Raw genomic sequence first — 23,355 nt, forward strand, 5'->3', positions numbered from 1 at the left:
AGTTACTCCTGAATCAAGGGTTGTACAGCGGGAATCAGCGGCAGAGTCAATAAGGCGCAGGTGCCACGACCAGGCCGCGAGCGCAACAGCAACTCTCCCTGATGCGCGCGCGCCACCGCCTTGACCACCGCCAGGCCGAGGCCGGTGCCGGTGGTCTTGGTGGTAAAGAAGGGTTCGCCCAGGCGCGCCAAGGTAACGCTGTCGATTCCGGGGCCGTTATCGCTGATGCACAAGCGCAGGCTGTTGCCACGCTGGTACAGATGAATTTTCAAGGAGGCCTCGCGCCCGGCCGCCTGGATCGCGTTCTCGATCAGGTTCAGCACGCTACCGACCAGGGTGTCGCGGTTGCACAACAGCTCGCCGCTGGCGCTGTCGCACTGCCAGCGCACCGTCATGCCCAAGACATGGGGCTCGGCGGCTTTGCGCAAGGCCTCAAACAACGCCTTGGGCCTCAGCCGATCCGGCAACGGTAGATCGCCGCGGGCAAAAATAAGCATGTCACGCACCTGATGCTCCAGCTCATGCAGACGCTCCTTCAGGCGCCCGGCAAACCGCTGCTGCTGTTCGAGCGACAGTTCCTGCTCGGTCAGATGGCTGGCATACAGCAACGCGGCGGACAGTGGTGTACGAATTTGATGGGCCAACGAAGCGACCATGCGCCCCAGCGCAGATAGGCGCTCGTGACGCGACAGCTGATCCTGCAGGCGCCGGGTTTCTGTCAGGTCAGTCAACAGCACCAGCTGCCCCGGCTCGCCATGCAGCGAACGGGTGGCAATCGCCAGACGCCGGCCATCTTTCAGGGAAACTTCATGGCCATCGTCATCGCGTGGGGCGAAGCTGCGGGCAATCACCTGACGCCAGAGCATACCGACCAGCGGCTGGCCCAGCAGGTTGCGCGCGACCGGGTTGCCTTCGCGCACCACGCCATGGCCATCAATCACGATCACCCCGCCGGGGAGCAGATCCAGCAAGCTTTGCAGGCGGTGCGCCAGACGCTCTTTTTCCGCCAACTCCTGCATGCGCTGAGCACTGACCAGAGCCAACTGACCCTTCAGCTCAGCCACGCGGGCTTCCAGCATGCTGTAGGACTCGTTGAGCTGGGTCGACATCTGCGTGAACAGGGTAAACGCCTGCTCCAGGCTCGCGCGGCTAGCCTGTTCGATGGGCGCAGAAAGCGCTAATTCAGCAGAGTGGGAAGTTCGAGCGGTAGGATTCATCATTCTCTCTCGCGCAGCGAGCCGTCATAAGACAGTCAGTTGCGTAAGAGATAGCAATACCCGTGCCTAAAATTTTATATATATTTTTCAATAACTTAAAAAACAAAGCCGAAGGTCGTGTCAACCCTTCGGCTTTATTGAGGCAATTGCTGCCAACCCGCTGACGCGCAAGCGCTGGATTAAACCTCGGGCTGACCGTCCTCATCGCGGCGACTCATGCCGTATTTGCGCATCTTCTCGACCAGCGTGGTACGACGAATACGCAGGCGCTCTGCGGCACGGGCCACGACGCCACTGGCGTCATCCAATGCCTGCTGGATCAAACCGCGCTCGAGATTGCCCAGATAGTCTTTCAGATCCAGCCCCTCCGACGGCAGCATGGCCGGCGAATCCAGGCCCGGCAAGCCGGCGACGATGGCCGCGCGCTCTTCCAACTCATCACGGAAGTTGGCCACCAGGTGCTCGTCTTCATCGTCAACGTGACGGAACTTCTTCGGCAGCTCACCGACACCGATCACCCCATAGGGATGCATGATTGCCATGCGCTCGGCCAAGTTGGCCAGCTCACGCACGTTGCCCGCCCAGTCATGGCGGCACAGCGACATGATTGCCGCCGAGTTGAAGCGGATCGAACCGCGCTTCTCGTACTCCATGCGCGCAATCAGCTCGTTGAGCAACAGCGGAATATCCTCGATACGCTCGCGCAGCGGGGCCATTTCGATAGGGAATACATTCAACCGGTAATACAGGTCTTCGCGGAAGCTACCCTCCTCGATCATCTGCTCCAGGTTCTTGTGGGTCGCCGCAATGATGCGCACGTCGGCATTCTGGGTTTTGTTGCTGCCGACCCGTTCGAAGGTGCGTTCCTGCAATACCCGCAACAGCTTGACCTGCATCGGCAGCGGCATGTCGCCGATCTCGTCGAGGAACAAGGTGCCGCCGCTAGCCAGCTCGAAGCGTCCGGCGCGAGTGGTAATCGCACCGGTGAACGCGCCCTTCTCGTGGCCAAACAACTCGCTTTCCAGCAACTCGGCGGGAATCGCGCCACAGTTAACCGGAACGAAGGGCCCGTCGCGACGCTTGGAGTGATAGTGCAAATTCCGCGCGACAACCTCTTTGCCAGTACCCGACTCACCCAGAATCAACACACTGGCCTCGGTGTCGGCCACCTGCTGCATCATCTGCCGGACGTGCTGAATTGCGCGACTGGTGCCAACCAGGCTGCGAAACAGATTCAACTCGCGTTGGCGGCCACGTTCACGCGCCTGGTCGTACATTTCGCGGTAAACCTGGGCACGGTGCAGGCTGTCCAGCAGCTTGTTGTAGCTGGGCGGCATCTCTAGGGTGGCCAGTACCCGTCGACGTAGTTCTTCCGGCCATTCAACCGCGACGTGTTCGTCGAGCAGCAGCAGCGGTAGATCGTCATCCCAGGCAGCCAGCTGTTTGAGCAGCTCGAGAGTGCCACCCTGCCCCTGCACATCCCCCAGCAGCACACTCAATACATCGCGACTGGACGCCAGCTCAGCGACGGAGGTCTGCCAGTCATGGCTGCCGCAGGCGAGATGATCCTCCCCCAGAAAATTTAGGATGACAGCCAGGTCACGCCGGCGCTCAGGGTTGTCGTCAATCAGTAGAATTTTAGTTTCACGCCACATATTGTTCTGATTTGATCCTGGGAGTGAACGGAAGCGCACAGCGTTATACACATGGAAAACGCCAGCAACAGGCCACTAGTAAAGTCATTTTCGAGGCCGTAGTCAATTTTATGGCGTGCTTTTTTTGTTCCGCCCGATGGACAGTCTAAGCAACTGTAAGAGAAGCGGGGAGATTTACCTGTTGCAGATAGCTAAGGCAGATGCTCTAGGTTTGGCACAGGGCTTTACGAGCATTGAGGCCGCTGAACGCCGATAACCGGCATCAGGTAAATAGCTGGTAGACCTTTGCGCCTTGTTGGGACTGGTTCAGTTGCACCATTTCACCGGCCAAACGCCGCTGCTCTAGCTGACAGACACTGACCAACTCGCGATAAAGATCCAGCAACTCCTGCATACGCTCACGCAGCACGTCCTCGTCGCGCACGACCTCGACCATCGCCTCGTCGACGGCTTGGCGGCATTGCACATCCAATTCACCGATGGCGGCCCAGTCTTGTGTGGCCAGGGCATTGCGCAAGGCACTGCCGGTCTCTTGCAGACGTTGCACAGAGGTACTCATGAACGTGCTCCTTTAGCGCCAAACAATATCACTGACCGATTGCATCCCAACCGGATTTCACATCACGCAGTAGCCCAGAAACCTCATCCAGGGGCGCGAGCTCATTTTTCACATTGGCTTCAAGCAGACGGGCCACCATGTACTGGTAAAGACTATCTAAGTTAGCCGCCAACTCGCCACCTTGCTGCAAATCCAGGCCATCACGCAAGCCACCGACTATGCCTATGGCCTTGCCGATCAACTCGCCCTTGAGCTCCGTCTGATTGCGCTCCATGGCGCCGCGAGCCTGGGCCAAACGAGTCAACCCCCCTTCAAACAACATCTGGATTAGCCGATGAGGGCTAGCATCCACTGCCTGGGCCTGGGTGCTAACATTTTGATACTGCCGCATGGCTACCATTGCGTTCATGCTGAAAGTACTCCAGTACTGTCCGGGAATACTTCAGTTATCGGCGACCAACTCGCGAGCTTGAGGCCTAAGGTAGAAAAATCTGAACCCGTTACTGCGCCCCTTAAATACGAATGGGCAAGATTGCTTCTGCACATAAGACACAGAAACAGACTTGCCCAACATAAGAGCGACTCACATTCAGGAAGCTGCTGGCTCCACTTGCGGGCCAATCGCCGCCCAGGCATCGCGAATCTGTACGATCAGCCCCTGCACCTCGTCCAGACTATGCGGGGTCTTGTCCAATGCCACTCCGGCCAGACGGCGGGTCATGTAGTCATAGAGCGCATCGAGATTCTCCGCCAGTTCGCCGCCCAACTCCTTGTCCAGACTGCCCTGCAGAATGCCAATGATGGAAAGGGTGGTGCCAACGGCTTCGCCCCGCACATCCGGGTTACCTTGTTGCTGGGCGTGCAACGCCAGGGAGATGCGCTCCAGCGCCCCATCCAACAGCAGCTGCACCGCCTGGTAAGGGCTAACGTCCTGGCTAGTTTTAACTTGTTTGTAGGTATTAATTGGAGTGTTCACGGCTTAGCTGTCCTGTTTGACCACGCCCGGCAGGCTGCCAAGGGCTTGAGTGAGGCGCGAGCTGGTGTCGTTGAGCCGCCCGACTAGCGCATCCATCGCGTTAAACTGAGCGAATAGACGGGTCTGAATCTGCGCGACGCGGCGAGTCAGGGCTTCCTTCTGCTTGCCGATGTCACTGAGGGTCGACTGCAAGCCTTTCATGCGCTGCTCCAGCACGCCACCGGTCTGAATGTAGCCGTCGATACGTTTATCGACCCGGCTCATCAGGCCATTGTCACCGGTGAAAAAAGTGCCGACCGCATCAAAATTGTCGGTAAGCGCCGTACCCAGCTTGGCATCGTCAATCTTCAAGGTGCCATCTTTCTGCGTGGTGATGCCCAGGTCGGCCAAAAATTTCACTCCCCCCTGATTCGCTGGATTGACCAGTTCATTACGCACACCACTGAGTAGGGTTCGCACGGTGGCATCACCGACCAAACCACCGACGACAGGGGGCTTGCCCTCACCGACCTGGGTGACGTTGGTCAACTGCCCGGTAGTAGCGATCAGCTTGTTATAGGCATCGACAAACTTTTTGATATTGGCCGTAACCCCGGACTTATCCTGACCGACGGTGACAGTCAGCGGTTTGCCTACCTCGGTCTTGCCTACCAGCGTAAAAGTCACATCGGGTATGGCGGCGTCGACGGTATTGCTGGAGCTCTTCAGCGCCAAACCATCGATGGTGAACTCGGCATCCGCAGCCTGCTGCAGATAGCCGGCGCCATCAGCAAGCGAGGGGGTACTGCCGTCCACGGCCAAGGCGGTCAAAGCCGCGTCTGCAGTTTCGATGAAGATGTCTTTGCCGGTACCAGTATCCTTGGCACTGAGCACCAGACGCGATTTACCGTCGGCCGGGTTATTGACGATATTCGCGGTGACGCCCTTGTCCTTCAGGTCCGCATTGAGCTTGTCGCGAATGTTCTCCAGCGTGTCCCCAGTGGTAATGGCTACATCCACCCCCGCATCGCTGGCTCCGAGCTTAACGGTTAGCGTTCCGTCGGCAGACGCCGTGAAACCGCCGGCAAGCGCAGCCGTGGCCACCTTGCTGCTGCTGGCCAGACGCTCTACCGTCACCTGATAGGTACCGCCCAGGGCCGTCTTAGTGGCCGAAGCCGTCAGTGCACTGCTATTGGAAGATGTCGCCGTGCGTTTCTCGAACAGCGCCAGGCTGTTGAGATCCTTCATCGCTGTCTGGAACTCGCTCAGAGCACCCTTGAGCTGGCCAAGCGCGGAAAACTTGGTGGTGGAGGCTTTTTCCAGACGCGCGAGTTGCGCCTCCTTGGGGGCTTTTTCCGCATTGACCAGTGCACCGACGATGCTGTTGATGTCGATGCCGGAACCAATACCTGTTATGCCTGCCATGCTGACCACCTCGTCATGGGATTGACGTTTACACCCTTGAACCCAGAAACACTCAAAAAACGTGCCGTTTTATGCTTCCGCCTTAAACAACAGACTGCGCGCCTCCTCCAAGCTTTCGGCCAAGCGCAGTGCATCTTCTGAAGGAATCTGTCGGATCACCTCACCCGACACCCCATCTGTGACCTTGACCACCACCCGTCCACTCGAGTCGTCCAAGGCGAAATTCAGGTTGCGCTGAATGCTCTGGGCGAACTGCTTAATGCTGGACACCGCCTCTTCTACCGGCTGACGCTGTTCCGTGGACTGCAGATGTGCATGGCCCTCGGCCTGCTGCCCCAGCAATGTCACCTGCGACTCTTCGCGCTTGCTGCCCTGCGGCACAAGTGGCTCGCGAACACTGCGCTCGGCCGCCAATACGGGGGTAACACCTTTTATTCCATTGATATCCATAACCTCACCTCACATGGCAAGACGGGGAGTAGCGCCAAGCACTACCCCCCGTGGTTCTAACCGTTTGCCTGTTGGCTTAACGGAGCAGGCTCAACACAGCCTGCGGCAGCTGGTTGGCCTGGGCCAGGATCGCCGTACCGGCTTGTTGCAGAATCTGGTTTTTGCTCAGATTTGCGGTCTCTGCGGCGAAGTCGGTGTCCTGGATACGGCCACGAGCGGCCGAAACGTTCTCTGAAATATTCTGCAGGTTGGAGATCGTGTTATCGAAGCGGTTCTGCACGGCACCGAGATCGGCACGCTGGGAGTCGATCAACTTAAGGGCATCATCAATGATCAGCACCGCGGTCTGCGCACCCTTGGCGCTGGTGATATCGATATCATCCACAGTGTTAGCGGTAGATGCCGCCATAGTGGTAGTAGCAAAGCCCAGATCACCGACTTCAGTCACACCAGCGGCATCTAGTGCAAGAATATCCACATTCGCTACCAGCGTCCCTGTGCCATCATCGACTGCCTTGGATACATAATCCAAGCCGGTACCAGCAGCATTGAGAAAGGCGCCAATGCCAATGTTTGCATCGTTCACCCCTGCTGCTGCCTTCTCCAATACCTGCTTGGCAGTCTCAGTACCCGTCAACTCTACCTTGATGTCTTTAGTAGTTGCATCAGCAAAGGTTGCGGTAAACGTCAGGGTGCTCGGGACACCTGAAGCTGGGACAGTAGCACTTGCAGTAGAGGTGGTTTCGAAAAATGTTCCTTCCAAGGAAGTCGAGCTCATCTCGGCAATACCGACACTGATGCTCTCGTTGGCCGCAGATCCCACCTGAAAACTGGTGGTGCCAAAAGAGCCATCCAGCAACTTGCGACCACCGAAGGTGGTGGTGTTGCTGATACGATCGAGCTCCTTCTTCAACTGACCCACTTCGGAATCCAGAGCCTTACGCTCAGAGTCACTGTTCGAGCCGTTAGCTGACTGCAGGGACAGGTCACGCATACGCTGCAGCAGGTTGGTGGACTGTTGCAGCGCGCCTTCCGCGGTCTGCGCCAGGGAGATACCGTCGTTGGCGTTCTTTACCGCAACGCCAAGACCGTTGATCTGACTGGTCAGGCGGTTGGAAATCTGCAGGCCGGCGGCATCGTCCTTGGCGCTGTTGATCCGCGAACCGGTGGACAGACGCTGCATGGAGGTGCTCAACGCATTGGAAGACATGTTCAGGTTGCGCTGGGTGTTGAGCGACGCGATGTTGGTATTGACGGTAAGAGCCATGATGGTGTCCTCCGAGGACTAACGTGTTTGCCTGAGCGTGCGACCTTGGGTGGGCAGTGCCCAGGCACCCATAAAGTTCGCATTCGTAACTTGTATCGGCGCTGGGGGCGGTAGCTTTAGGTTTTTTTCAGCGTTTTTTGAGAGGAATTTTTCTGCAAGCTTGACAAGGGCTTAGCGGAGGAAGGAGCCGTCAAGACTGATCATGACAAGTTGTCGGCGGCTGTTGTACGGTGCTTCAAGCCTATGATCGGGCGAGTCAGTAAGTAACCCTCCACCCCTGCACCGTAACGATTGCCTGCAAATGACGGGCAACGGACTCCATCAACTCGCCCTACAGCCGCATTAACGCAGCTGATTAAACAGATTAAGGCTGCTGATCTTCACATAGCTCTGTTGCGCGGCTTCCAGAATGATCGACTGGAAGGACAAGCGTGACAGGGCCTCGGCATAGTCCAACTCACGCAGGTCGGCCTGCACGCCCTTGTTGACCAGACTGACATCCTCGTTATCGGTCTGGGTCGAGTCGATGATGTTGAGTCGCGCGCCAATTTCGCCGCGCACACCGTCCACGGTGGTCATACCGTGATCAAGATTGGTCAAGGCCACAGCCACAGCGTCGCGAACCTGTGAATTAGTACTGGCTGCGCCCTCCAGACTGGTGCGCAGGCTGGCAATGGTTTCTAGAATGCCCTGCTTTTGCCGCGCTGGATCGGCGGCGACCAGAATTGACTCCCCCCCCACGGCGGCCCCGTCGAACTGCAGGCTGACACCGCGAAAGACCAGTTGATCGCTGATATCAGGCTTATCATCGAGGCTGCCGCTCGCCAGTACCAGGGGATCCGGCAGGGTCAGCGGAAAAGTCGGTGGGCTGGCCTGATCGTAGACGACATAATCGCGATCAGAGGTAAACCGGATGCCAATGCCGGCTGCCGGGAACGCCGGAGTACCGGAAAAAGCCACTTCGTCCTGCACCAGCGGCGCCGATACGCTCAGGCTGGAGCCAGGCGCAGCGCTGATATCCAACAGGCTGTCGAGACGCCCGGCATTGGTGACGTTCTGGAATATCTTCTTGCCGTTATCGCTGATCGGCAGCTCCAGCGAACTGGCGACCTGCAGCTTGCGCTGACCCTCATCCCCCCGGTAGCTGTAACTGCCGTCGGCCTCGCGCACAAAGGGTTGGGTCTTGCCCTGAAAACCGGCAAACAGGTATTCCCCACGAGCGTTACGACTATTCATCAAGCCCAGCAGCTCATTTTCGCGCTCCCCAAGCTCTAGGGCGACAGACTTGCGATCGGCGTTACTGAGCGCACCATTACCGGCCTGCACCGCCAACTCACGCACACGCTGGAGGATAGTGTTCACCGAATTAAGGGTGACCTCCTCCTGGGTCAGACCATTCTTAGCCGCCGTAAGATTGTCATTGTACTGCGTCAGCACATTCTGCTGCTGTTCCAGTTGCAGTAGGCGCACCGAAGCGACCGGATCGTCAGCCGGCGTCAGGATGCGATTGCCGCTGCTGATCTGTTCCTGCGTGCGAGTGGCATTGGCGTAGTTGCGCTGCAGGCCTTGCACGCCGTTATTGAATGCCTGGATGGTAGAAATGCGCATGTTCTAGCCTCTTGTCGCAACCGGCGGATCCCGGCGATTCTGCAGGATGCGCTGCGGTTTAGCGGAATGAGTTGATCAGGGTATCGAACAAAGAACGGGCAACTTGAATCACCTGCGCCGAGGCATTGTAGTACTGCTCGAACTTGATCAGGTTGGCCGCCTCTTCATCCAGGTTGACTCCGGACAATGCATCGCGGTTATCCGTCGCCTGTTTGAGGATGGCACCGGTCGCATCACTGTCCTGTCTGGCCTGCGCCGTCAGAGTACCGACGCGCTCGACCAGCTCGCCATAGCCATCGGTGAAGCTGGCCCCGGTGCCTATACCGGTCACATTGGGATCGACGCCAACGGTCTGCTTGTTTTGCAGGTCAACCAACTTCAACGCATTACGGTTGTCCGATACACCATTGGTGTTGAACCCCAGAGTAAAAGTATCGCCATTCTCCGGACGACCGCTGATGGTGAAACTCACTCGATTGCCGCTGCCGAGATCCAACTCATAAGTGTTCATCTGCCCGGGTAAAAATGCACCGGCAGGCACCCTGACCAAGCCCGCGACTGGGGTCCCAGGCGAACTCTCGAAAGCGCCAGCACCGTTATACGTCAGGCCCTGCGGCAGAGCGGCAGCAATCGCCGCGCTGTTGATCGGACTAGCACCCGCAGCAATCAGGCCAGGCTGGGTAATCGAACCATTACCGCTGTTCTGCAAGTTGGCTTCAGCCCTCACGGGTGCAGCGAATGCCAATTGATCGGCCTGATCCAGCTGCGCAGTTATGCTAGTTGCGCCCCGACGCGTGGGCTGCAGCAGGAAGCGATCCCCAACATTCGCCCCGGCGCCGGGGACCACGGTGAAGCCCTGGTCACGACCAGCACTATCAGCAAAGCTGAGCACGCCAGCCGTATTGGTTACGGCAATCGACTGGCCGTCACTCAAGCGCCGGGCCGTGTAGTTGGTGCCATCGAAATCGAGTTGATAGTCACTGATGCTCAGCACGCTGCTGTCGCTGATGTTCAGCAGAGGTTGAGCACTGCCGGTATTGGTCGCGAATGCTCTGACCCGCAATGCCGCCGACGCAGCATCGTTGAAGTCGCCAAACAGTGCAGTACCCACCTGCCCCTTCAAATCCAGGCCCTGGCCGAGCTGGCTGTTGACTTGATCACTGACTGCCAGCGCCAGGCGACCCAGGGAATTGAGGGTCGGGTCCAACGACTCGGCGCGGTAGCGAATCAGCCCGCCCAGCTCGCCGCCGGAGAGCAAGCTAGTGACACCCTGACGTGAACCACCAGTGACGAACTCCACCTCGAACCGAGATGGGTCACCTTGCCCCGGAACCACTTCCAGGCGGCTGGCTGTGCCGCCCACCACCAACGGCTGACCGGAACCGACGAACAGGTTCACCGAGTTGCCGTCCTGCGGTACCACCGTCACTCCCACATAAGTAGAGAGTTGGCGGATCGCCTCTTCACGGGCATCGAGCAGGTCGTTTGGCTGCTGCCCGCTTGAGGACGCCACCGCGATGGCGTCGTTGTAGCTAGCGATCGAGGTGGCCAGCCGGTTAATTTGATCGCCGACAGCGGTCATCTGTTTATTGATGAAGCTGTTCTGCTCGTTGATACGGTCGGACACCGTATTGAAACGCCGGGCCAAACCCTCTGCCTCAGACAGCACCAACTGCCGCGCAGGGATGTTGGCCGGGTCTTCGGCGGCGGTCTGCAGCGAGGAGAAAAACTTCTGCAACGACGGCGTTATGCCGGTGGTGGAACCGGCCAATAGCGAGTCGAGCTGCTCGATCTGATTCCTATAAGCATTCACATCGCTACTGAGTGCGGTGCTGCTACGCAACTGAGTGCTTAAAAACTCGCTGTAAGTGCGGCGGATATCCACCAGCGTGGTGCCCGAACCGATGTAACCGGCACCGCTGAACTGCGGCGTACGCGTAGCCTGCACACTGTCTTGGCGAGAGAAGCCCGGCGTATTGACGTTGGTGATGTTATGGCCGGTGACGGCCAGCGAGGTCTTGTTCGCGGAGAGTCCGGACAGGCCAATATTCAGTAGGTCAGCCATGGTTCAGCCTCAGGTCCGAGTGGTCGATCTGTCGGCTGCAGCCACGGCCTGATAGGTCTGCATCTGCCGCGCGATCTGCGCCACCTTGCGCGCGTACTGCGGGTCGGTGGCGTAACCGGCCTGCTGCAACTCGCGGACGAACCGCTCCGGATTATCGGTGGCGTTCAGCGCGCCCTGATAGCGGCCGTTGTTCTGCAGAAAGCTCACGTAGTCGTCGAAGCTTTGCGCATAGGAGTCGTAGGCACGGAACGAGGCGGCTTCTTTCACCGCCTTGCCTCCTTGGTACTCGGTGGTCTGCACCCGCGCCGACTCGCCATCCCAGCTGTTGTGGGTCTTGATGCCAAACAGGTTGTGGCTGCTGGAGCCGTCCTGCTGACGGATGATCGACTTGCCCCAGCCGGTTTCCAGGGCGGCCTGGGCCACCAGGTAGCGCGCCTCGACACCTATCTTCTCGGCGGCCTTTTCGGCCATGGGCAACAGCGCGGCAACAAATTCCTGCGGCGAGCTGAACACCGATTTACCCGCTGCCGACGCCTGCTGAGCCAGGCGACGACCGCTGATGGCATCGCTACCGTTGAGGCTGAGGGACTTGTCGCTGGGCGCGGCAAACGCCTTGGCCGGAATCCAGTCAGCTTGCGCCAGTGGCTGAGTCTCTGCTGCAGTAGCCGAGGGCACAATGCCAGCCATCAGGCGATCGCTGAGCTTACCCGGCAGTGCCAGTCGGCGCCGGTTGATCAAGGCCGAGTCATCGCGACGGCCGTCGACCTTGGCCAGCGGCTTGCTCGGTGCATGCGGCAGCGGCTCGTCAACCTGGCCGAATGGATTCGGTCGAGCACTGGCATCCTTGAGCTGCGACATCTGCCGCACCAGCACGTCGGCCAGGCCGATGCCGTTCTGGTTGTTCGACAGGGTCACCGACAGCTGCTGGTCATGCATGTCTTGATAGGTCTTGCTCTCGTTGCTGTTCATGAAGTTGCCTTCACCGAACACTTCGTTAGCCGAGCGCATGGCTTTGAGCATTTCATTGAGGAACAGCGACTCGAACTCCTTCGCCACCTTGCGGATGTTCTGCTCGTTATCGCCACCCACCTTGAGCTGGTTGAGGCGGTTCAGGTCGGTAAAGGCGCCGCTGTCCAGCGGGCTTTTACCATTGCCGAGCAAACCGGCCGAGAGTCGAGAGTCCATGGTCGCTCCTTAAATCACGATCAGGTCGGCCTGCAGGGCGCCGGCTTGCTTGAGCGCCTCCAGGATGGCCATTAAATCGGAAGGCGAGGCGCCAACCTGATTCACCGCGCGGACGATTTCATCCAGGGTGGTACCGGGGCCGAACTTGAACATCGGCTTGGCCTCTTGATCGGCATTCACCCGCGAGCGCGGCACCACCGCAGTCTGGCCGCCCGACAGCGCTTCCGGCTGACTGACGATCGGGTCTTCGGTGATGGTCACGGTCAGGCTGCCATGGGTCACGGCGGCCGGCTGCACCCGCACGTTCTGGCCGATGACGATGGTGCCGGTGCGCGAATTGATGATGACCTTGGCCACCGCCTGACCGACCTCCACCTGGAGATTTTCCAGGATCGACAGGTAATCCACCCGCTGGTTCGGGTCGAGCGGTGCGCTGACGCGAATCGAGCCGCCGTCGAGGGCTTGGGCCACGCCCGGACCGAGCAATTCGTTGATCTGGTCGACGATATTCTTCGCCGTGGTGAAGTCGGGCCGATTGAGGTTGAGGGTCAGCGTATTACCCTGATCGAACCCGCTCGGCACCGGTCGCTCGACCGTGGCACCACCGGGTATGCGACCGGCCGACGGCACATTGACGGTAATCCGCGATCCATCGCTACCCTCGGCATCAAAACCGCCGACCACCAGACTGCCCTGGGCGATGGCGTAGACATTGCCGTCGATGCCTTTCATGGGCGCCATCAGCAGGCTGCCGCCGCGCAGGCTCTTGGCATTACCAATGGAGGAAATGGTGATGTCGATGGTCTGCCCTGGCTTGGCGAACGCCGGCAGATCGGCATGAATGGACACCGCGGCGACGTTCTTCAACTGCACGTTGCCGCCCTGCGGCACCCGGATGCCAAACTGCGCCATCATGTTGTTGAAGGTCTGCACGGTGAAGGGTGTCTGCGTGGTCTGGTCGCCTGTGCCATTGAGACCGACGACCAGGCCGTAGCCGATCAGCTGGTTGCTGCGCACGCCCTGAATACTGGCCAGATCCTTGAGCCGCTCAGCCTGAGCAACGGATACCAGCAGCAGCGCCGCGACGGTGATCATCCACTTCATCATGCTCACGTACTCACGCCTCAAAACGGCCACAGCGGGCTAACGAAAAAGCGATCCAACCAGCCCGGCTGACTGGCATCGGCGAAGGCGCCGGTGCCCGAGTAGGTGATGCGCGCATCGGCGATTCGCGTCGAGGGTACGGTATTGTCGGTAGCGATATCGTCGGCGCGTACCAAGCCGGCAATGCGCACCAGCTCATTACCGGTGTTCAGGGTCATCCACTTCTCGCCCCGCACGGAGAGAATGCCGTTGGGCAGCACTTCCGCCACGGTGACGGTGATCGAGCCGGACAGACTGTTGCCCTGCGCCGCCTTGCTATCGCCCTTGGTATCGCGAGTGGCGTTGTATTCGGCACCCAGCGACAGCTGATTGTCGGAGAACGGGTTGGCCGCCGACACCGCACCGCCCAACAAGGAGGTCAGGCCGATATCCGCGCTGCTGTCTTTCTTGATCTGCGAGCCGGCATTTTTGCTGGCCTGGGTCCGCTCATTGAGGGTGATGGTGATGATGTCGCCGACGCGATGGGCCTTGCGATCATCAAACAGGCTGTTCTCGAAACCGGCCTGATAGATAGAACCGTTGTTCTGTGCGGCCGGCAACGGCGTACGTGGCAACACCGGCGCGTAGTAAGGATCGTCCGGCTTCGGCGGCGGCGACACGCAGCCGCTCAGGGCCGCTAGCGCTAGCATCGAGAGCACAATAATAAGCCGGTTCATAACCACTACCTCACGGCGTTCAGTTGCAAGCGTAGGGTGGACTAGCAGAGCGTTATCCGCCGATAGCCACCAACGGTGGGTTACGCCGCTTCGCGACTAACCCACCCTACGGGTTAAAGGTTCTGTGACACGAAGGCCAACATCTGGTCGGCGGTGGAGATGACTTTCGAGTTCATCTCGTAGGCGCGCTGGGTGGTGATCATGTTCACCAACTCCTCGACCACGCTGACGTTGGAGTTTTCCAGGGTGTTCTGCAGGGTGGTGCCCAAGCCATTAAGACCCGGTGTACCGACCTGCGGGGCGCCGCTGGAGGCGGTTTCCAGAAACAGGTTATTGCCGATCGCCTCCAGGCCCGCCGGGTTGATGAAGTCGGCGAGCTGCATGTTGCCGATAATCTGCGGCTGCGAGCTACCGGCGGTGGTCACCGACACCGTACCGTCATCGCCCACAGTGAAGGTACGCACTTCATTGGGCAGGACGATGGCCGGCTCCAGGGCGAAGCCATTGGAGGTGACCACCTGACCGTCGGAATTCAGATGGAAGCTGCCGTCGCGGGTGTAGGACACCGTACCGTCCGGCATCAGCACCTGAAAGAAACCACGACCGTTGACCGCCATGTCCATCGGTTGCTCTGTGGTCTGCAGACTGCCGGTGGTGAAGATCTTCTGCGTCCCGACCACGCGTACCCCAGTGCCGAGCTGCAAGCCGGACGGCAGCTGGCTGTCCTGGCTGGACTGACCACCCGGCTGGCGGCGAATCTGGTAGAGCAGGTCTTCGAACTCGGCACGATCACGCTTGAAGCCGGTGGTCGAGACGTTGGCCAAGTTGTTGGAAATGGTGGTCAGGTTCATGTCCTGGGCGGACAGACCGGTCTTGCTGACCCACAGTGCCGGAAGCATATCGATTCTCCTCGGGCGCCGTTTTCACGGCGCCGCGTGTTGGTAATTAGCTAATCTGCAAAACCCGCGCCATCGCCGTATCATTGTCTTCGGCGGTGCGCATCATCTTCACTTGCAGTTCGAACTGACGGGACAGGGAGAGGATCGCGGTCATCTCTTCCACGGCATTGACGTTGCTCGACTCGAGAAAACCGGAGGTCACCTGCACCGTGGCGTCCGTCAGCAGCGGCTGCTGGCCGCTGTAGCGCATCAAGCCGTCAGTGCCCTTGTGCATTTGCTTGAGATCGGGGTTGACCAGTTTCAGCCGGTCGACTTCCGCCAGAACGTTCGGCGCCTCGCCGAGGGCGCGGATGCTGATGGTACCGTCCTGGCCAATCTCGATTTTCTGCTCTGGCGGCACGGCAATTGGCCCGGCATTGCCCATCACCGGCAAGCCGTTGCCGGTGCGCAGCATGCCCAGGGCGTCGACATTCAGGCTGGCGGTACGCACATAGGCCTCACTGCCATCTGCCGCCTGCACGGCCAGCCAACCCTGGCCGCCAATTGCCACATCCAGGTCGCGCCCCGTCTCTTGCAGAGCGCCGGGAGTGAAGTCGGTACCGGGACGCTCGCTCATGGCGTAGACCCGTGCCGGATGACTGTCGCCGAACACCGGCATCGAACGCGCCTGTTCGAAGTCGCGGCGAAAGCCACTGGTCGAGATATTCGCCAAGTTATTGGCATGTGCGCTTTGAGCCAGGGTGTTGTTGTGGGCTCCGCTCATGGCGACGTACAGCATCTTGTCCATGGTTACTCTCCGAGGTGGGCCGGTTGCCCGCTGCTCTTTACAAGTAATTAAGCAAACGCCGCGCCACTTTCGAAAAACCGCCAGTAAGACAATGAAATATAAGTAATTTATTGAACAAAAAAGGCTCCCAATGGGAGCCTATGCAAGAGCAGGTCGGCGAATATTTGCCACTAACGGCAAGCACTGCCGCAGCGGAGACCAACCCGTTTGATGCGCTGCTATCAGCGCAGGTTGATGACGGTCTGGGTGATGGCGCTTTCGGTTTCGATGGCCTTGGCACTGGCCTGATAATTGCGCTGGGCGACAATCATGTTGACCAACTGCTCGGACACCTCGACGTTGGAGTCCTCCAAGGCACCTGATTGCAAAGCCCCCAGGGTGCCGCTGCGCGGCGTGCCTACCACCGGTTCTCCAGACTGGAAAGACTGCGCCCAAGCCGACTTACCCACCGGCGTCAGACCTTGAGTATTGGCGAAGCTGGCCAAGATCACCTGCCCCTGAACCTTGGACTGGCCATTGGTGTAGCGCGCGAAAATCACCCCGGTATCGTCGATCTCCAGCCCCGCCAGCTGCCCCGTGGTGTAGCCATCCTGACTGACGCTGTTGACCGCAAAGGCGCTGGCGTACTGAGTAGAACCACGCAGATCAACCAGAATCCCTCCTGCGCTGGCAGTAGCGCCGTTAGCCGACCACACTGGCGGCACCGAGCTGTCCGCCGTCGCCGGCGTCCAGCCATTCAGAGTGAATCGCCCGGTAGCCGGATCGACGGTAAAGTCGGTGGCGCCAGCACCGTCATAGTCGCCAGAGACCAAGCTGGCAGGATCTAGCTGTCCACTGGCGGTAAAGCCCACAGCCATCGAATAGGGCACGGTCGAGGTCGGATCGGCCGGGTTACGGCCGTCGACCAACACGTTCATCTGCCAATTATTGGCACCAGTCTTGACGAAGTACTGGGTCAACACATGGGCATTGCCCTGGCTGTCATACACATTAGTCGAGGTGGAGGAGTTGTAGGTGATCGGGTCGCGGGGATCGAACGGCGTTGTGGCCGGCACCGCATTAGTCGAATTCAAGGTAAATGTCTGTTTCAGCTCGCTGGTTGCCTGCGGCGCCTGGCTGGCCGACTGGATGCGCAAGTCATCGATCACGCCATTCTGCAGATTGCCATTGCCATCGACCGCATAGCCCTGCAACTTGTAACCGAAGTTATTCACCATATAGCCATCGCGGTCGGTACCGAAATAACCGGCCCGGGTGTAGCTGATCTCACCGTTGTTGCTGGTCTGGAAGAAACCGCTGCCATTGATGGCCAGGTCCAGGGCGTTCTGCGTGTAGTTGATGTTGCCCTGATTGAAGGACTGAGACACGTTGCTCAGTTGCACGCCTGCACCCTGGGTGTTCTTGCCGGTGCCCTGCACAGAGGCGGCATACAAGTCAGCGAACTCGGCGCGCGACTGCTTGAAGCCGATGGTGCCGGCGTTGGCGATGTTGTTACCGGTGATGTTGAGGTCACTGGTCGCAGCACGCAGGCCACTCAGACCGATATTGAACGACATGAAAGTCTCCTTTGCCGGTAGCGCCGGCGATTAAGTCTGCTGATTACTGACCGATGACCTGCACCTGGGAGAGCGGCACGCTGCCGAGCCCCGCCAGGTTGAGCGTTAGTTCGCTGCCACCCAGAGTGACGCTGTCGACGTTGGCCGGCAGCAGGGTATGCAGCCCCTTGGTTTCGCCTTCGTAAGTCGCCTGCGCCTCGAACCTGTAGTTGCCGGGCGGCAACAGATTGCCGCTGGCATCCTTGCCGTCCCAGATAAAGCTGACGTTGCCGGCCGCCTGCTCACCCAAATTGACCCGACTCACCGCCGTACCAGTCTTGTCATACACGTTGACGTAGACATTGCTGCTGGTAGTCGGCAATACCAGGCTGGCCTTGAAGCTCTCACTGGTATCGACCACCGCCTTGTCGGTCGGCACTATGACCTTGCGCCCCACCAGGGACGAGGCCTGCAACGCCTGGGACGACTGGTAACCGGATAGCAGGGAGCTCATGCTGGTGTTGAGCTTCTCGATCCCCTCGACCTGGCTGAACTGCGCCAGCTGGGCGATAAACTCGCCATTACCCTGAGGCTCCAGCGGGTTCTGGTTATTCAACTGGGCCACCAACAGGTTGAGAAACTCGTTCTTACCAAGCTCCTTGCTCTGCGTGGGCTCCTGCTTGAGCTGGTATTGATCCAGTGCAGAACTGACGCCACTTACGCTGCTCATCCTTCATTCCTCGCTGGTGGCCTACTGACCCAGGGTCAGTACGCGCTGCAACATTTGTTTGGCGGTATTCATCATCTCAACGTTGGTCTGAAAGGACCGACTGGCGGAGATCATGTCGGCCATTTCCTCGACCACATTGACGTTGGGGTAATACACATAACCGTCGCCGTTAGCAGCCGGATGATTCGGCTCGTAGCGCGCCACCAACTCACTCTGATCCTCGACGATGCCGAGCACCTGCACGCCGCGGCCTGCCTGCTCTTGATCGGCAAACAGCGAGCCGCTGCCACCCTCCTGCGCCTGCTGGAACATGGTGGCGAAGACCGGGTGACGTGCGCGATACGTCTGATCGAGACTCGACGACACGGTTTCGGCATTGGCGATGTTGCTGGAAATGGTATTCAAGCGAGTGCTCTGGGCACTCATGCCGGCTCCAGCAATGTTGAAGACGTTGGCGAGTGACATGGCTCAGGCTCCTTTAGTCGCCGCGCAGGGCGCTGACCAGCCCTTTGAACTTGCTATTGAGGAAGGTGAAACTGGCTTGGAACTGCACGGCGTTTTCCGCGTAGCTGGCCTGTTCGACCTGCAGGTCGACGGTGTTTTGATCGAGCGACGGCTGAAACGGCGTGCGATAAGCCAAGCCGGCATCGCCCATGCTTATCCCTTCTGCAGCCATATGCCGGCTGTCGGTACGATTCAGACCCGCCGAAGCCCCCTGACTCTGCGCACTTTGCGCTGCCAGTACCGAGGCGAAATCCAGGTCACGCGCCTTGTAGTTGGGGGTGTCGGCGTTGGCCATGTTGTTGGCCAACACTTCGGCACGCTGAGCGCGGAAGCCGAGTGCTTTTTCATGGATGCCGAGTGCACTTTCGAAGCTGATGGTCATGATCAGGAACCTTTGCCGTTTGGCTTGCCTGTTTTCCGTGCAAGACATTAAGCAAGGTGCATGCCATTTCATTTTTTACTTATTTTTCATGTGCTTACATAAATTAGATGAGTTTCGGACTGCCTGAGCGGCAAGGCCTTTCCGCACACTGGCAAGCACAGCGGCAATGCATTTCGTAGCTTGCCGCCCGGCGCCACAAAAAAACGGGAGGCCATTGGCCTCCCGTTTTGATCGCACGAACCCTGGTATTGCCTGCAACTCACTTCACCTTGTAGATGATTCCCGGGCTGCACTGCACCATCTGATAGTGACTCGGCAGGCCGTTGAGCGCCTCCGACGCACCGAGAAACAGATAGCCTCCCGGCTTCAACATGGCATGAATGCGCGTGAGGATGTCTTTCTTCACCTCGGCGGAGAAGTAGATCAACACGTTGCGGCAGAACACGATATCGAATTTGCCGAGGCTGGCATAACTGTCCAGCAGGTTCAGCGGGCGAAACTCGACACGACTCTTGATCGCCGGCTTGACCACCCAGCGCCCCGGCTCTTTCGGATCGAAGTAGCGCTGCAGACGTTCCGCAGATAACCCACGGCCCATCGCCAGGCTGTCGTACTCGCCGGACTTGCAGTTGGCCAGCATCGACGGCGAAAGATCGGTGGCGACAATCTGCACCCCCGCCTTGAGCTGTCCGATATTGGTTTTTTCAAACTCATCAATGCTCATCGACAAGGAGTAAGGCTCCTGTCCGGAAGAGGAGGCCGCCGACCAAATGCGCAAGCGCTGGCCCGGATTGGCCTTGATCAATTCAGGTAGGACGCGATTCTTCAGCACCTCGAAGGGATAGACATCGCGAAACCACAGGGTTTCGTTGGTGGTCATGGCATCCACTACCAATTCACGCAAACCGCCGCGTGGCTGACTTTGCATGCGCTGAACCAACTCGCCCAGGGTTTTGATGCCGTGCTGCTCCATCAACTTATTCAGTCGACTGGACACCAGGTACTGCTTATTACTGCCCAGCAAAATGCCACAGGCTTTTTCCAGGAAAACCCGGAACTGTTCGAAATCCAAATTACCTGAAGACACTCGCGAGGCCTCGCCAATCATAGTGTTGTGCCGAGAGTCTGCCCCTCAACCCCATCTAGTGGCCTGTGTGGCCAGGTCAATTAGACAATTTCGGCGTCTGAGGCCCCGATGCTGCGTTGCCACTCCTCACCATAGCCAGCTATGACTCGTCGCAGCGCCTTGCCTCAGAGCCCCAACCATCCGAACTTGAGCTAACCAACTAGCCGCACAGGCCACTAGGGCCGCGTGAAAACCACTACGGCGATTATTCGGCATTAAAACAGAATCGCACACACGAAGCGCCGAACACTCCCTTTGCCAACCCGAAGAGTCAGCCCTGAGTGGCTCCCCGCATCGCAGCGCCGCTGCCCCCTTACCCAATCTTCGCTCGCGATGTTCTCACGCAGTTTGATCTGCCGCGTTAATCCGCTCTACCACCCGCGATGCCAATTCATCCGGCCGGAACTTGGCGAGAAAATCATTAGCGCCGACTTTCTTCACCATGGCCTGATTGAACACCCCGGACAGCGAAGTATGCAGGAGGATATGCAGCCCCTGCATGCGCGCATCGCTGCGAATCTCCGTCGTCAGGGTATAGCCGTCCATTTCCGGCATCTCAATGTCGGAAATCAGCATCAGCAGCTCTTGGTTTGGCGACCTGCCCTCTTCCACCATCTTGCGCAAATAATTCAGCGCCTGACGACCATCATTCAGTGCAGTGACTTCAACACCGACGGTCTGCAAGCAACGCATCACCTGCTTTCGCGCCACCGAAGAGTCGTCGACAATCAACACATGCTTGGTGACCGCTTTGCTCTGGGTTTCAACATCGATGACCCCGGCGGAGATCACCTCGGAAGTCGGTGCTACCTCGGCGAGAATTTTCTCCACGTCGATAATTTCCACCAGTTCCTGGTCCAGCCGCGTCACCGCCGTGAGGTAATGATCACGGCCGGCACCCTTGGGTGGCGGGTGGATCTCTTCCCAGTTCATGTTGACGATGCGCTCCACCGACCGCACCAGAAAGCCCTGAACCTTGGTGTTGTATTCGGTGATGATAACGAAGCTGTTTTTCAAGTCACTCAGCGGCGCCTTGCCGGTCGCCATGGACAAATCCAGGATTGGGATGGTGCCGCCGCGAATACTCGCCACGCCGCGCACCACCGGGCTGGACTTGGGCATGATGGTGAGTTTGGGGCATTGCAGCACCTCCTTCACCTTGAACACATTGATCCCATACAACTGCTTGCCATCGAGGCGAAACAGCAGTAATTCCAAGCGGTTCTGACCAACCAACTGAGTTCGCTGATTAACCGAATCCAATACACCGGCCATGCCCAAACTCCTGTGTGTGAGTAGCGCACATTGCGCTTAGCCTAGCAGGCGGCACGGGCCTTGCTTTTGACTCAGCATGAACGCAGAAACGACAATTTATCGACACGTAATGGCAAAAAGCCACCGACCAGTGGGTGTTTTACTGGCTTTACTCGCACTCGGCTATAGCTCCATCGCTGCCGCTACAGCAACCTTGCCTGAACAGCTTATCGGCGTCACCCAGAGATTTCTTGAGCAGGCCGCTAGCGATTACTTGCAGCGCAGCAAAATCCAAGGGCGGCATGAAGTTCAAATCAATCGGCTCGACTCACGCCTGCGCCTACCCATGTGCGATAAGGATTTGCTAACCAGCCTGGAAAGCCCGACCGAACCCATCGGCCGGGTCACAGTGCGCGTGCGCTGCGAAGGCAACGCCTCCTGGACGGTATTTGTCCCGGGCCAGGTACGCCTGTATCGCGAGGTGGTTACAGCCAGACGCCCGCTCAAGCGCAATAGCCTACTGGCGGATGCCGATATAGCATTGGCGGAGCGCGATACAGGCCTGCTCAACCAAGGTTATCTGACCTCATTAAAACAGGCAGTCGGCAAGAAATTGACGCGCCCATTGCTGCCGGATCAAGTGCTGACGCCAGCCTACGTCGAGCAAGCGGAGGTCATTCGTAAAGGTGATCAGGTGGTGATCAGCGCACACAGCGGCACCATCAGGGTGAGAATGCCCGGCGAAGCCCTATCCGATGGAATGCTCGGTAAACAGATCAGCGTACGCAATCAGCGTTCACGACGCGTGATCAAGGCCCGAGTCACCGGCCCGGGCCAAGTCGAAGTAGCGATGTAGGTATGATTCTTGCCTTGCATAGAACGTTGCTACTTGTCGTGCGGTTTTCTGACGACTGCCTACACACGGTATAAAGTGTTGCACGGCGCACATTTTATTGCCTTATTGCCCTAAAGTTTTCCAAGGCACAGCCGACAAGCTGGGTAAGCGTCCAAACACTGTTCGAGGTTTTGCATCATGGTCATCGACTTCAACCGGCTAAACAACGCCTCCTCGCCTGCTAGCTCAGGGCGTATTGGCGGCACCCAGGCTGGTGGCCAAGAAAAAGATGCCATCAGCACTAAACAACCCACACTACCTCCAGCCGAGCAAGCGCAAACCGGCAAAAGCGGTGAGTCCGTACACCTCAGTCGTGAAGCGCAGCAACTGCAGAAAATCAGCAGCAAGCTGGGCGAACAGCCTATCGTCAACAAAGAACGCGTCGCACAACTCAAGCAAGCGATTGCCGACGGCAGCTACCAAGTCGACAGCCAACGCGTTGCCAGCAAACTGCTCGACTTCGAATCCCAGCGCTAGCCTCAGGGCTGCGCCGGGGTGTTGGACGCCTAACCCCAAGGGCCCGCGATGCACGATATTTCCCTGCTAGATTTGTTCAACTCCGATATCGGCAACGCCGAGCAATTGCTTGAGTTAATCGATAACGAATTCCAAGCCCTGAGTGACCGCGACCTGCCGCGCCTGCACGAAATCCTGGCGGACAAGCAACCCCTGCTTGCACTACTCGACCAACACGGCCAAGCACGCAGCCAACTATTACTCGGACTGCAGCTCAGCGCCGATCGTGCTGGCCTGGAAGCCCTTGCTGCACGCTCCACTCACGGAGCCGAATTGCTCGCCCGCAGCGACGCACTGAGTGCGCTGCTTGAGCGCTGCCAAGCTGCCAACCTGCGTAATGGTCGCCTGATCCGCTCCAGTCAGACATCGACCAACAGCATGCTTGGCATACTCCGTGGCGCTGAAACGCCAAGCCTCTATGACAGTCGCGGCAGTGCCGCTAAAATCGGCCAGCAGCGCCCGCTCAGTCAGGCCTGAATACCTAACAAGGCACTAGGAGCACACGACCATAGTGTCAGTAT

24 protein-coding genes are annotated in these 23,355 nt (G+C 58.6%); 3 read left to right on the plus strand and 21 right to left on the minus strand.

Going from position 1 to position 23,355, the window contains the following annotated elements; genetic code table 11:
- Positions 1 to 2: 2 nt before the first annotated feature.
- The 21 genes from FBY03_RS00785 to FBY03_RS00885 all read right to left on the minus strand — a co-directional run bounded on the left by FBY03_RS00785 (position 3) and on the right by FBY03_RS00885 (position 21,444).
- Positions 3 to 1,217, minus strand: coding sequence for a PAS domain-containing sensor histidine kinase (locus FBY03_RS00785; RefSeq protein WP_147170296.1), 1,215 nt, complete (start codon positions 1,215 to 1,217; stop codon positions 3 to 5).
- Positions 1,218 to 1,396: 179 nt separating this feature from the next.
- Positions 1,397 to 2,872 (minus strand): sigma-54 dependent transcriptional regulator, encoded by a 1,476-nt coding sequence (locus FBY03_RS00790; protein ID WP_147170297.1) that lies wholly within the window; start codon positions 2,870 to 2,872, stop codon positions 1,397 to 1,399.
- 262 nt (positions 2,873 to 3,134) lie between these two features.
- Positions 3,135 to 3,431, minus strand: coding sequence for a flagellar protein FliT (gene fliT / locus FBY03_RS00795; RefSeq protein WP_147170298.1), 297 nt, complete (start codon positions 3,429 to 3,431; stop codon positions 3,135 to 3,137).
- 28 nt (positions 3,432 to 3,459) lie between these two features.
- Entirely contained in the window at positions 3,460 to 3,840 is a 381-nt protein-coding gene (fliS, locus tag FBY03_RS00800) for a flagellar export chaperone FliS (protein ID WP_147170299.1), read from the minus strand.
- A gap of 180 nt (positions 3,841 to 4,020) precedes the next feature.
- Entirely contained in the window at positions 4,021 to 4,407 is a 387-nt protein-coding gene (gene fliS / locus FBY03_RS00805) for a flagellar export chaperone FliS (RefSeq protein ID WP_147170300.1), read from the minus strand.
- A 3-nt stretch (positions 4,408 to 4,410) separates the two neighbouring features.
- On the minus strand, positions 4,411 to 5,811 hold the full coding sequence (gene fliD / locus FBY03_RS00810; RefSeq protein ID WP_147170301.1) for a flagellar filament capping protein FliD: 1,401 nt from the start codon (positions 5,809 to 5,811) through the stop codon (positions 4,411 to 4,413).
- A gap of 69 nt (positions 5,812 to 5,880) precedes the next feature.
- Positions 5,881 to 6,261, minus strand: a complete 381-nt coding sequence (locus tag FBY03_RS00815; RefSeq protein WP_147170302.1) for a flagellar protein FlaG — start codon at positions 6,259 to 6,261, stop codon at positions 5,881 to 5,883.
- A 76-nt stretch (positions 6,262 to 6,337) separates the two neighbouring features.
- On the minus strand, positions 6,338 to 7,528 hold the full coding sequence (locus FBY03_RS00820) for a flagellin (RefSeq protein WP_147170303.1): 1,191 nt from the start codon (positions 7,526 to 7,528) through the stop codon (positions 6,338 to 6,340).
- A 342-nt stretch (positions 7,529 to 7,870) separates the two neighbouring features.
- Entirely contained in the window at positions 7,871 to 9,136 is a 1,266-nt protein-coding gene (gene flgL / locus FBY03_RS00825) for a flagellar hook-associated protein FlgL (protein WP_147170304.1), read from the minus strand.
- Between the two features lie 58 nt (positions 9,137 to 9,194).
- Complete coding sequence (gene flgK / locus FBY03_RS00830; protein WP_147170305.1) at positions 9,195 to 11,201, minus strand: flagellar hook-associated protein FlgK; 2,007 nt, start codon at positions 11,199 to 11,201, stop codon at positions 9,195 to 9,197.
- Positions 11,202 to 11,210: 9 nt separating this feature from the next.
- Entirely contained in the window at positions 11,211 to 12,386 is a 1,176-nt protein-coding gene (gene flgJ / locus FBY03_RS00835; protein WP_147170306.1) for a flagellar assembly peptidoglycan hydrolase FlgJ, read from the minus strand.
- Between the two features lie 9 nt (positions 12,387 to 12,395).
- On the minus strand, positions 12,396 to 13,493 hold the full coding sequence (locus FBY03_RS00840; protein ID WP_147170566.1) for a flagellar basal body P-ring protein FlgI: 1,098 nt from the start codon (positions 13,491 to 13,493) through the stop codon (positions 12,396 to 12,398).
- Positions 13,494 to 13,510: 17 nt separating this feature from the next.
- On the minus strand, positions 13,511 to 14,206 hold the full coding sequence (flgH, locus tag FBY03_RS00845) for a flagellar basal body L-ring protein FlgH (RefSeq protein WP_147170307.1): 696 nt from the start codon (positions 14,204 to 14,206) through the stop codon (positions 13,511 to 13,513).
- Positions 14,207 to 14,319: 113 nt separating this feature from the next.
- A complete protein-coding gene (gene flgG / locus FBY03_RS00850) occupies positions 14,320 to 15,105 on the minus strand; it encodes a flagellar basal-body rod protein FlgG (RefSeq protein WP_147170308.1) in 786 nt (261 codons plus the stop codon).
- Positions 15,106 to 15,151: 46 nt separating this feature from the next.
- Complete coding sequence (locus FBY03_RS00855) at positions 15,152 to 15,892, minus strand: flagellar basal body rod protein FlgF (protein ID WP_147170309.1); 741 nt, start codon at positions 15,890 to 15,892, stop codon at positions 15,152 to 15,154.
- 221 nt (positions 15,893 to 16,113) lie between these two features.
- Entirely contained in the window at positions 16,114 to 17,448 is a 1,335-nt protein-coding gene (gene flgE, locus FBY03_RS00860) for a flagellar hook protein FlgE (RefSeq protein ID WP_147170310.1), read from the minus strand.
- A 43-nt stretch (positions 17,449 to 17,491) separates the two neighbouring features.
- The gene (gene flgD, locus FBY03_RS00865; RefSeq protein WP_147170311.1) at positions 17,492 to 18,157 is read right to left on the minus strand and encodes a flagellar hook assembly protein FlgD; all 666 of its coding nucleotides are present in this window, start codon (positions 18,155 to 18,157) and stop codon (positions 17,492 to 17,494) included.
- 21 nt (positions 18,158 to 18,178) lie between these two features.
- Positions 18,179 to 18,622: a flagellar basal body rod protein FlgC gene (flgC, locus tag FBY03_RS00870; RefSeq protein WP_147170312.1), complete on the minus strand. Its 444-nt coding sequence runs from the start codon at positions 18,620 to 18,622 to the stop codon at positions 18,179 to 18,181.
- Between the two features lie 13 nt (positions 18,623 to 18,635).
- Positions 18,636 to 19,043, minus strand: a complete 408-nt coding sequence (flgB, locus tag FBY03_RS00875; protein WP_147170313.1) for a flagellar basal body rod protein FlgB — start codon at positions 19,041 to 19,043, stop codon at positions 18,636 to 18,638.
- 259 nt (positions 19,044 to 19,302) lie between these two features.
- A complete protein-coding gene (gene cheR / locus FBY03_RS00880) occupies positions 19,303 to 20,130 on the minus strand; it encodes a protein-glutamate O-methyltransferase CheR (protein WP_147170314.1) in 828 nt (275 codons plus the stop codon).
- Between the two features lie 378 nt (positions 20,131 to 20,508).
- On the minus strand, positions 20,509 to 21,444 hold the full coding sequence (locus tag FBY03_RS00885) for a chemotaxis protein CheV (RefSeq protein ID WP_147170315.1): 936 nt from the start codon (positions 21,442 to 21,444) through the stop codon (positions 20,509 to 20,511).
- 76 nt (positions 21,445 to 21,520) lie between these two features.
- Here FBY03_RS00885 and flgA point away from each other — a divergent pair, with 76 nt between their 5' ends.
- The 3 genes from flgA (at position 21,521) to FBY03_RS00900 (ending at position 23,311) form a co-directional block, all read left to right on the plus strand.
- Positions 21,521 to 22,279, plus strand: coding sequence for a flagellar basal body P-ring formation chaperone FlgA (gene flgA / locus FBY03_RS00890; protein ID WP_147170316.1), 759 nt, complete (start codon positions 21,521 to 21,523; stop codon positions 22,277 to 22,279).
- Between the two features lie 177 nt (positions 22,280 to 22,456).
- Positions 22,457 to 22,795: a flagellar biosynthesis anti-sigma factor FlgM gene (gene flgM, locus FBY03_RS00895; protein ID WP_147170317.1), complete on the plus strand. Its 339-nt coding sequence runs from the start codon at positions 22,457 to 22,459 to the stop codon at positions 22,793 to 22,795.
- Positions 22,796 to 22,843: 48 nt separating this feature from the next.
- Complete coding sequence (locus tag FBY03_RS00900; RefSeq protein WP_147170318.1) at positions 22,844 to 23,311, plus strand: flagella synthesis protein FlgN; 468 nt, start codon at positions 22,844 to 22,846, stop codon at positions 23,309 to 23,311.
- Positions 23,312 to 23,355 lie beyond the last annotated feature (44 nt).

This window comes from Pseudomonas sp. SJZ079 (genome assembly GCF_007993865.1).
Lineage (GTDB): Bacteria > Pseudomonadota > Gammaproteobacteria > Pseudomonadales > Pseudomonadaceae > Aquipseudomonas.

What these genes read in the sequence shown, in the direction of transcription:
- FBY03_RS00785 (WP_147170296.1), bottom strand. Translation starts at nt 1,217, where the DNA reads ATGAATCCTACCGCTCGAACTTCCCACTCTGCTGAATTAGCGCTTTCT.
- FBY03_RS00790 (WP_147170297.1), bottom strand. Translation starts at nt 2,872, where the DNA reads ATGTGGCGTGAAACTAAAATTCTACTGATTGACGACAACCCTGAGCGC.
- fliT (WP_147170298.1), bottom strand. Translation starts at nt 3,431, where the DNA reads ATGAGTACCTCTGTGCAACGTCTGCAAGAGACCGGCAGTGCCTTGCGC.
- fliS (WP_147170299.1), bottom strand. Translation starts at nt 3,840, where the DNA reads ATGAACGCAATGGTAGCCATGCGGCAGTATCAAAATGTTAGCACCCAG.
- fliD (WP_147170301.1), bottom strand. Translation starts at nt 5,811, where the DNA reads ATGGCAGGCATAACAGGTATTGGTTCCGGCATCGACATCAACAGCATC.
- FBY03_RS00815 (WP_147170302.1), bottom strand. Translation starts at nt 6,261, where the DNA reads ATGGATATCAATGGAATAAAAGGTGTTACCCCCGTATTGGCGGCCGAG.
- FBY03_RS00820 (WP_147170303.1), bottom strand. Translation starts at nt 7,528, where the DNA reads ATGGCTCTTACCGTCAATACCAACATCGCGTCGCTCAACACCCAGCGC.
- flgL (WP_147170304.1), bottom strand. Translation starts at nt 9,136, where the DNA reads ATGCGCATTTCTACCATCCAGGCATTCAATAACGGCGTGCAAGGCCTG.
- flgK (WP_147170305.1), bottom strand. Translation starts at nt 11,201, where the DNA reads ATGGCTGACCTACTGAATATTGGCCTGTCCGGACTCTCCGCGAACAAG.
- flgJ (WP_147170306.1), bottom strand. Translation starts at nt 12,386, where the DNA reads ATGGACTCTCGACTCTCGGCCGGTTTGCTCGGCAATGGTAAAAGCCCG.
- FBY03_RS00840 (WP_147170566.1), bottom strand. Translation starts at nt 13,493, where the DNA reads ATGATGAAGTGGATGATCACCGTCGCGGCGCTGCTGCTGGTATCCGTT.
- flgH (WP_147170307.1), bottom strand. Translation starts at nt 14,206, where the DNA reads ATGAACCGGCTTATTATTGTGCTCTCGATGCTAGCGCTAGCGGCCCTG.
- flgG (WP_147170308.1), bottom strand. Translation starts at nt 15,105, where the DNA reads ATGCTTCCGGCACTGTGGGTCAGCAAGACCGGTCTGTCCGCCCAGGAC.
- FBY03_RS00855 (WP_147170309.1), bottom strand. Translation starts at nt 15,892, where the DNA reads ATGGACAAGATGCTGTACGTCGCCATGAGCGGAGCCCACAACAACACC.
- flgE (WP_147170310.1), bottom strand. Translation starts at nt 17,448, where the DNA reads ATGTCGTTCAATATCGGTCTGAGTGGCCTGCGTGCTGCGACCAGTGAC.
- flgD (WP_147170311.1), bottom strand. Translation starts at nt 18,157, where the DNA reads ATGAGCAGCGTAAGTGGCGTCAGTTCTGCACTGGATCAATACCAGCTC.
- flgC (WP_147170312.1), bottom strand. Translation starts at nt 18,622, where the DNA reads ATGTCACTCGCCAACGTCTTCAACATTGCTGGAGCCGGCATGAGTGCC.
- flgB (WP_147170313.1), bottom strand. Translation starts at nt 19,043, where the DNA reads ATGACCATCAGCTTCGAAAGTGCACTCGGCATCCATGAAAAAGCACTC.
- FBY03_RS00885 (WP_147170315.1), bottom strand. Translation starts at nt 21,444, where the DNA reads ATGGCCGGTGTATTGGATTCGGTTAATCAGCGAACTCAGTTGGTTGGT.
- flgA (WP_147170316.1), top strand. Translation starts at nt 21,521, where the DNA reads ATGAACGCAGAAACGACAATTTATCGACACGTAATGGCAAAAAGCCAC.
- flgM (WP_147170317.1), top strand. Translation starts at nt 22,457, where the DNA reads ATGGTCATCGACTTCAACCGGCTAAACAACGCCTCCTCGCCTGCTAGC.
- FBY03_RS00900 (WP_147170318.1), top strand. Translation starts at nt 22,844, where the DNA reads ATGCACGATATTTCCCTGCTAGATTTGTTCAACTCCGATATCGGCAAC.